This is a genomic window from Spirochaetales bacterium (assembly GCA_016930085.1).
Taxonomy (GTDB): domain Bacteria; phylum Spirochaetota; class Spirochaetia; order SZUA-6; family JAFGRV01; genus JAFGHO01.
Window position 1 is genome coordinate 47667 of the sequence record JAFGHO010000040.1, and the last position, 8330, is coordinate 55996.

The 8330-nt window shown below is 44.4% G+C and carries 6 protein-coding genes; 3 read left to right on the forward strand and 3 right to left on the reverse strand.

Features of this window, described 5'->3' with window-relative positions:
- The first annotated feature begins 226 nt into the window (after positions 1 to 226).
- Positions 227 to 1579, forward strand: a complete 1353-nt coding sequence (locus JW881_07015) for a cellulase family glycosylhydrolase (protein ID MBN1697246.1) — start codon at positions 227 to 229, stop codon at positions 1577 to 1579.
- 202 nt (positions 1580 to 1781) lie between these two features.
- Positions 1782 to 3365: an agmatine deiminase family protein gene (locus JW881_07020; GenBank protein MBN1697247.1), complete on the forward strand. Its 1584-nt coding sequence runs from the start codon at positions 1782 to 1784 to the stop codon at positions 3363 to 3365.
- Between the two features lie 76 nt (positions 3366 to 3441).
- Here JW881_07020 and JW881_07025 read toward each other — a convergent pair whose 3' ends face one another.
- Positions 3442 to 4500 (reverse strand): GGDEF domain-containing protein, encoded by a 1059-nt coding sequence (locus tag JW881_07025; GenBank protein ID MBN1697248.1) that lies wholly within the window; start codon positions 4498 to 4500, stop codon positions 3442 to 3444.
- Between the two features lie 161 nt (positions 4501 to 4661).
- Between JW881_07025 and JW881_07030 the strand changes: the two genes are divergently transcribed.
- Entirely contained in the window at positions 4662 to 5582 is a 921-nt protein-coding gene (locus JW881_07030; protein MBN1697249.1) for a J domain-containing protein, read from the forward strand.
- Between the two features lie 49 nt (positions 5583 to 5631).
- On the opposite strand, the gene JW881_07035 is transcribed toward JW881_07030, so the two are convergent.
- Complete coding sequence (locus tag JW881_07035; protein MBN1697250.1) at positions 5632 to 6630, reverse strand: PilZ domain-containing protein; 999 nt, start codon at positions 6628 to 6630, stop codon at positions 5632 to 5634.
- A 603-nt stretch (positions 6631 to 7233) separates the two neighbouring features.
- Positions 7234 to 7638 (reverse strand): hypothetical protein, encoded by a 405-nt coding sequence (locus tag JW881_07040; protein MBN1697251.1) that lies wholly within the window; start codon positions 7636 to 7638, stop codon positions 7234 to 7236.
- Positions 7639 to 8330: the final 692 nt, after the last annotated feature.

The following is an 8330-nucleotide window of genomic DNA, read 5'->3' on the forward strand; positions in this document are numbered from 1 at the left end:
CTGCTCTCAGCTCAAATTTATATCCGGTATAGCGGTTCAGCCGGCCATTTATATATATTTCCAACCGAAATTGAGACAATTATGCGTAAAAGTAAGAAAATATATTTTTTAATTGATAGTTTCCGGGGTTCATGTGTGCATAAAATGATTATATACTGCTTGATGGCTTTAAACCTTTCGATCATGCTCCGATCGCGGGTATTTTAAAAATTATCAGGAGGAAAAAATGAAAAGAAAAAAAATAATGTTACATCTTCTGTTTATCCTTGCCTTACTCTCATTTTCAAATGTGACGGCGACGGGACAGGCGGCGTTGTGCGGTGATGTCAATGACGACGGTGCCGTCAATATCGTCGATGCCCTCCTTACCGCGCAATGTTACGTCGGTCTTGCCGCGTGCGCCGATGAAGCGGTCGGCGACGTTAATTGCGACAGCCAGATCAATATCGTCGATGCATTGCTGATTGCCCAGTTGTATGTCGGTTCGATTACGGGATTACAGTGCTGTAATACGACGGCGACACCGACGCCGACACCGAATACCACACCGCGGCCGGGATCGAACGCCGTCGAGTTTTCGAGGCAAATGGGTGCGGGCTGGAACCTGGGGAATTCGATGGAGTCCATGGGACCCGGCAACGAAACGGCATGGGGTAATCCAAAGGTAACTCAATCGTTCGTCAACGCGGTCAAGGCGGCCGGTTTCGACACCCTGCGTATTCCGGTGGCATGGAGTGTTTTTACCGACCAGGCGAATTACATTATCGATACCGCCTGGCTGAACCGCGTCGAGGAAGTCGTCAATTACGGTTTGAACGCGGGTATGTATGTCATTATCAATGAGCACTGGGACGGCGGCTGGTTGAATCATCCTTTCTACTCCAACCGTGATTCCCTGAACCACCGTCTTGCCGTTATGTGGGAACAGATCGCCGATCATTTCCGCGCTTACGACAATCGCCTTCTTTTTGCCGGAACCAACGAGGTCATGAATGACGGCGATTACAGTACGCCGACACAGGAATACGTGGATGTACAAAACAGTTTTAACCAGACCTTTGTCACCACCGTGCGTGGCACGGGCGGCAACAACGCGGATCGCTACCTGATCGTCCAGGGCTTTAATACCAATATCGATCATACCGTCGAGTTCGCGGTAATTCCGAACGATACGGTCACCGGCCGGCTGATGATGGAAGTGCATTACTATGATCCCTACAACTTTACATTGAACACCTCGAGTAACATAAACGAGTGGCCGAGTTCGGAAGAAACCTGGGCGAACGAAGCCTGGTGCGACGGGCAGATGGAGAAGATGAGGATACATTTCGTCGACCGGGGTATTGCTGTGATTCTCGGCGAGTACGGCGTGGCCTCACGGCAGGGCGTTTCCGGCTTCGAAACCTCACGGGTCCGCTGGAACAGGTACGTCACCGAAGCTGCGGCTGCCAATGATATCGTCCCGATTTATTGGGACAACGGCGTTACCGGTGATACCGGATTGGGCCTCTTCGACAGGAACAGCGGCGCCATCGTGTATCCCAATATCGTCAATGCCATTGTCAACTCGGTTGACTAAAGCGTACATCAACGCCTCATGAATGCAGCGGACGGCGAACCGCCTGTCCGCTGCATTTTTTTTATCGTGCTCCCGTCCCGAACACACGAAATTTCCCGGAAAAAGACACGTACAGGACACAAACCCGATGCACTGTAGCTGTATACTATTAATATAGGGTTTATATTTTTTGGCGGTTTATGTGCATGCAATCGGAGGCGGTATGAAAAAGCAATGTCTTGTTTTGCCGATGTTTTTTTGTATGTCCGTCTGTCCCTTCTTTTTGATTGCTCAAAGCGGAGCCCCGCGAACCGGACCACCCGGGCCGCCGGTACGCAGTATTTCCGAATTCGAACCCATGGAAGGGGTCCTTATCGCGTATCCCGGGGATTTCGGCGTTCCCTTCGATTTGATCGCCGAAATGTCAACGGATGTGATCGTTACGACAATTGTCGAAAACTCTTCCGATGAAGCCATCGTGAAATCCCAATACAGTTCCAATAATGTGATCCTCTCCAATTGCAGATTCATACAAGCACCGGTGGATACCTACTATACCAGGGATTACGGTCCTTTTATTATCGCGGACAATCTGAACGAAATCGCGATTGTGGATATGTCGGTGTTTTACTCTCCGAACGATAATTCGATCCCGCAAACGATAAGCGATGTGCTGGGCGTCGGTTATTATTACATGGATATGGTCATCCAGGGGGGGAATTATATGACCGACGGTATGGGAGTCGCCGCTTCCACCAGCCTTGTGTTTGAAGACAACCCGTTGCTGAATGAAGATGCGATCAGGAAGCTATCCGCCGACTATTTGAATATAACAACCTGGCATATTGTGGAAGACCCGAATTCGACGCACATCGATCATATAGACTGCTGGGGAAAATTCTTGTCCGTTGATACTATCCTTATACGGGAAGTGTCCCCCTCGGATCCCCAATATCAGGATATTGAAGAAACGGCGGCGTATTTCGGGAATGAAACCTCGTCGTACGGAACGCCCTATAACATCGTGAGAATCGATACATCCAATGACGAACCCTATACCAATTCCCTTATCCTCAACGACAAAGTCTTTGTGCCCGTTACCGGTTCGCCCAATGATGATAAGGCCATTCGGACATATTCGACGGCAATGCCGGGCTACCGTGTATTCGGTATCGCGGCAAATCATAATTCGTGGGACGCAAGCGACGCCATTCATTGCCGTATCAAGGGCATCCCGGACAGAAACATGATTTATATACACCATATCCCCCTGTCGGGAACACTCACCGCCGCATCCGAATATCGGATAGAGGCCGATATTATCTCATATGCCGGAGAGGTCATTTATACCGATGATGTGAGGCTTTATTACAAACAGGATAACGGTTCGTTCACCGACACGATCATGCGGAATACCGGCGGTACGACCTACAGCGGCACAATCACCCGTACAACCGGTACGGAGATTGCCTACTACATCAGCACAACGAATGCCCCGGGAAGAACCTACACGCTGCCGTACATCGGGGAAGCTGATCCCTTCCGGTTCACCGTTGCGGCTTCCGCGCCCACTTCCACCCCGATACCGTCGCCGACGCCATATCCGGGTGCGGAAAGGGGGGATGTCAATGCAGACGGGGCGGTCAATATCGTCGATGCACTGTTGACGGCCCAATTTTATGTGGGACTGAATCCCGCGGGGTTCGATATTTCCCGAGCGGATGCCGATTGCGATGGAAACATCGGTATCGTCGACGCCCTTATCATCGCACGGTATTATATCGGGCTGGTAACCGGGTTTTGCTGAACGAGAAGGGGAAACCTATTTTTCCGCCTCTTCATGCTACGGCCACGTAATCGGCAGCCGCATTCTTCGCCCTCTCTCAATCGCTTATCACAAGATTTTTCCCCGCTTTTTTGGCTTCGTACAGGCGTTTGTCGGCCAGCTTTAAAAGCCGGTAAATATTCGACTCTTCCTCGAAACAGGCAAACCCGATGCTGACGGTCATATGTTTTACCGGAGTTTTCGTATCGATACAGAAGGGGTGGTCTTCGACGAGTTTCCGGATTTTTTCGATCGCCGTAATGGAGCCCTCCCGTGATGTGGAGGTGAATAAAATCACGAACTCCTCCCCCCCGTAACGGCAGAGAATATCCCGCTCGAAGAGCGCGTCTTTTATAACGGCGACAAATTCGATAAGGATCTGATCACCCATGAGGTGCCCGTAGCGGTCATTTATTTCCTTAAAATTGTCCAGGTCCAGCATCGCGATCCCGAAATTGACCTCGCCCCGGAGTTTGTATCTGATCTGACTCATATTGCGCCGGATTTCGATATCGAGATATTTGTTGAAAAATCGTCTGTTGTACGCTCCGGTTAAAATATCGATTTCGGACATTTCCTTCAGCCGGTTTTGGAGGGTTTCGTTTTCGATAAAATTTCGGAACGACATAAACAGCAAAGTAAACATCACGGTCACAATGTTGAGAAGACCGACGGCTTTGAGAATTCCCCGATCGACGGTTGATATACGACCGCCGTCCCCGGTTATGATAAACAAGGCGATAAAAAAACCCGCCGTTAGTGTCACTTCGGCAATTTTCCAGGGTAATTTTATGGTAAACGAATTGGCGATCAAGACCATGGCCGCGATCAAATAGAGGGCGGCATAACACTCCCAGCCCAGAATGTATGTTGCCGTGATCGAATATAGAACGATATCGCCGATCGCAAGCTGGATGGACAGGCCGTAGTACTTTCTTTTAAGAAGAAAAAAGTTGAACAGAAAGATGCAGCAGCCGGCTATATTGAAGACACAGAGGATAAATATGCGGAGATATACAAAGAGTCCGAACAATATAACATGGACGGACGCACCCAAAATGAAAAAAAGCCTGAGCAAAACATGTATTCTCTGACTAATGATATCGCTGTCTTTCATGAACGGTCCTGATCAGCACAACGGGATATGCATGACACACACATTTATTTTTAGTATAATTTATCGAACACCCTTTTTTCAAAGGGAAATGGGCTGATTGGATAAAAAATATAGTCCGATAGAATCGGGTGAAACCCGGCTATCGACGGGGCAGGTGTACCATGGAATACAGGGATTATTACAAAATACTGGGGGTATCAAAGTCGGCAACCACGGATGAAATAAAACGGCAGTATCGCAAACTGGCGCGCAAATATCATCCGGATGTCAATCCGGGAGACAACAAGGCGGCCGCCCGTTTTGCCGAAATCAATGAAGCGCATGAGGTCCTCTCGGATCCCGAAAAAAGAAAAAAATACGATACACTCGGTTCGAACTGGGAACAGTACGAAAACGTCGGGCAGGATTCACCCTTTACGAACAGGAAAGCATACGGGAATGGTTCCGGGTATACGGTTTTCGAAGGCGACATGGACGACCTGTTCGGCGGTGCGGGATTTTCCGATTTTTTCAAGACCTTTTTCGGTGATACCTTTTCGGGCTTCCGGTCTCATTCAAAAAGTTATTCGTCAAAGGGTCATGATTATAAGGCCGAGCTTGAGATTTCACTGGAGGAGGCCTATTCCGGATGTGTTAAGGTCATCCAGGTGAATAACCAAACATTGCGTATTACCCTCGAACCCGGCATCATGGACGGCCGGACTATCAAACTGAAAGGAAAGGGTGGCGCCGGGGCAAACGGCGGCAAAAAAGGCGATCTGTATATCACGATCCGCATTCCCCCCCACCCATTATATAAACGCGTGGATAACGATCTTTATATCGAGGTTCCCGTGAGTATGTACACGATGCTTTTGGGCGGTGAAAAAGAGATCAATGCGCTTTCCGGCCGATTCAAAATAAAGATACCGCCCGAAACCGAAAACGGTACCGCCTTCCGCCTTAAGGGGAAGGGTTTCCCGGCCGATAAAAAGTCCGTAAGCTGCGGTGACCTTTATGTGAAAGTGATGATGGAAACCCCAAAAAATCTCTCCGACAGGGAAAAGAGTCTGATCCGGGAGTTGGCCCGGATGAGATCATAAAAAAGCAAGGTATCGGGATCATTCATACCTTACTTTGCAGTATCTATGTTTACCGCTTTAACCTATACGGCATGCCTTTTTGAATAAAACCGACAAGACGATCCCTGTCTCTGTTTGTTATATGACCGAATTTGATATGAAGAATTTTATTATTTCCGGACACTCGTACTACTTCACCATAGAGATGGAACCTGTTCTCTGCTTCTTTATGAAAAAATAGAGATAAATCGTCGTCTTTTACATATTTTTTCCCGGGATTCGTAACACAAAGTCCTCCGGCACTCAGATCACGGATATCTGCACGATCAGGTTCTTCTTTGGAATCTATCCGACGCAATAATATGGGAAGTACTATATTTTTTCTGAAATATTCCCTGTGTTGAGTCCTTACAATATTTTTGGATTGAGCTGCAAAAATTGTTTTATTTTCAGCTTTCAAGATCCTTGTTTTAAAGACGTAAAGACCGGTATAATTATGGGTGACCAGAAAAACCTCATCATCGTTCGTAAATCCAATAAAGCTATTCAAAGATTCGAACACTATTGCATCCGGCAGCTGCCTGGTGACAAATCCGTTTATAATAATCTTCTTGTCCTTGCTGATCAGTTTCGCAGGGGATCCTTCGGCGATATCATTACTTGAATCCGGAACTCTATAGGGATCGAAACGGCTGAAACCGAGTTTTTTGAAAATCGACAACTGAATTTTTTTATCCGATTCTTCCCGGCTTGCTAACAAATGAAAACAGGTATTGAACGTATGGGAATTTGTAAGAAGAAGATATTTTTTCAAAGGATTTTTTAGAAACCGGGACATTCGATCGAGCAAGTCAATTTCGGGCTTTGTAAGTGAATACTTGACTGCATATTTTTCAAATCTTGAATTTACAGCTAAAGTAAATTTATTCCGATCTATAATCCATTTGATGATACCCAGAATCGTGATCAATCCGACAATAGAAAGAATAATACTTATAAAAACAAGTATTTCTTGCGGTGTCCTATTGAAACTTTCTGCAATCTCTCTGAGAAATTCATTATTATTCATTTTAATTTATTTATATTTTCTCCTTTAAAAATCATAATATTTCCTCCTCATAGTAAACGTAAAAAAAAATATGATTTCTTTTTACGTATCCTATAATGGCAAATAATAATTATTCCATTACCGCCCATAAAATACATTGCTCGTCATTTTTAACAGGGTAAATGAGTTATCCCCATTTTTAATAAGATGTAAACCTGTTGATAGGCTTCCCTTTTTTCTAATTTTATTTTTCCCTTTATTTGAAAATATTTAATCGAACCCCAGATTATACCGGCGACAAGGAGAATAAAAACTCCAATCCACTATTGTATTCCCAATAAATAAAACGCTAAACTAAAAATGCCAAAAAGCGCACCAGTCGCAACAACATGAAAAATCCACCATACCCATATAGGTTTATCTGAGAGAAAGGTAGCGACTTTTTCAGGACAATATTTTCTGTTTCTTTATGATTACTCATAAAACCCTCCTTATATTCTATTATCATAATTATTATCCATGATTATCCTGGTATATTCTTCATTATTGTACAAGTTTTTGCAATTACCCCTTCCAATGTTACAAGCGCTAATAAGAATCCGTATTATACGAGAACATGTTTTTCTATGTAACGTTGTGCTGTTTTACTTTGGCGATAATCTGAGCATCGGTCATCTTGTCTGCACTTTCAATCTCTTCCAAATGCCCGTTTATTTTGTGCTTATTAATATGTTTCAACAGCTCGTGCTTTGCTTCTCCCGGACCGAATATTAAGATAGATTCAGTATCACCAATATGTGAAATCACTTTATCAAAGTATTTATTAATTTGCCCGGTAAAATGTCTTTCCTGTCTGTCCTCTGCTTTTACCATTTGAGATTCGAACGGCGTGGTCGATCGTTTACCATGAATACGGCCGGAATGTTTTTCTGCGTTTGACTCGATTATTTTTTTTTCGACATTTGTGCCATTAATGAAAACCATAATACATTTTCTATGATCAATCCATAATCCCACTTTATTTTTCAATTTTTAGTCCTTCCTTTCGTATCCTCTGCGTTATATTCATTAACATAAGGAAACGACTTCCAATGGAAGTTTATCCTTTGGAGGTGGTCCATAATACTTATAACCTTATTTCGATAAAGGCTATGCCTTTGAATTTCCCGGTATGTTTTGGTAGCAATGCCACCGCCGTTCGGAGAACGGACTTTGCAGGTGGATTTTTACTTCAATCCGCTGATGAATCGCCACGACTCGGTATTAAGGCTTCGAACACTCTATCGTCGTACTCCCCAGGTTTCTGTTGAGCCGTAATTATATTAATCACCTCTTCATAAAGTATAACAATTTTAATGCAATCAATACAAAGGGGACTTTCCGCTTTCTATTGATATTTTTCATTTTATATAAGCGGTGATTAGTATATCTATATAATTCAGAATCATCTCATGGTATCGAGGTTAATATACGATTTTTAAAAAAGGGAAATTGGTCTGTATTAAACTGATTTAAAGCATTTGATATCTTAACTATCTGTTTTATAGTCAATGGTCTCATTTATATAGAAACATCGGTGATTGACATTATTTTTTGATTATCACCAGGTAAAGAGGCTGTTAGCCTGATCGGTCCGGGTTCATTAATATAAGGAAACGACTTCCAATGGAAGTTTCTCCTTTGGAGGTGGTCCATAATACTTATAACCTTATTTCGATAAA

Excerpts from the sequence above, each read along its gene's own strand:
- JW881_07025 (MBN1697248.1), bottom strand. The coding sequence starts at position 4,500 with ATGAAAGACAGCGATATCATTAGTCAGAGAATACATGTTTTGCTCAGG.
- JW881_07030 (MBN1697249.1), top strand. The coding sequence starts at position 4,662 with ATGGAATACAGGGATTATTACAAAATACTGGGGGTATCAAAGTCGGCA.
- JW881_07035 (MBN1697250.1), bottom strand. The coding sequence starts at position 6,630 with ATGAATAATAATGAATTTCTCAGAGAGATTGCAGAAAGTTTCAATAGG.
- JW881_07015 (MBN1697246.1), top strand. The coding sequence starts at position 227 with ATGAAAAGAAAAAAAATAATGTTACATCTTCTGTTTATCCTTGCCTTA.
- JW881_07020 (MBN1697247.1), top strand. The coding sequence starts at position 1,782 with ATGAAAAAGCAATGTCTTGTTTTGCCGATGTTTTTTTGTATGTCCGTC.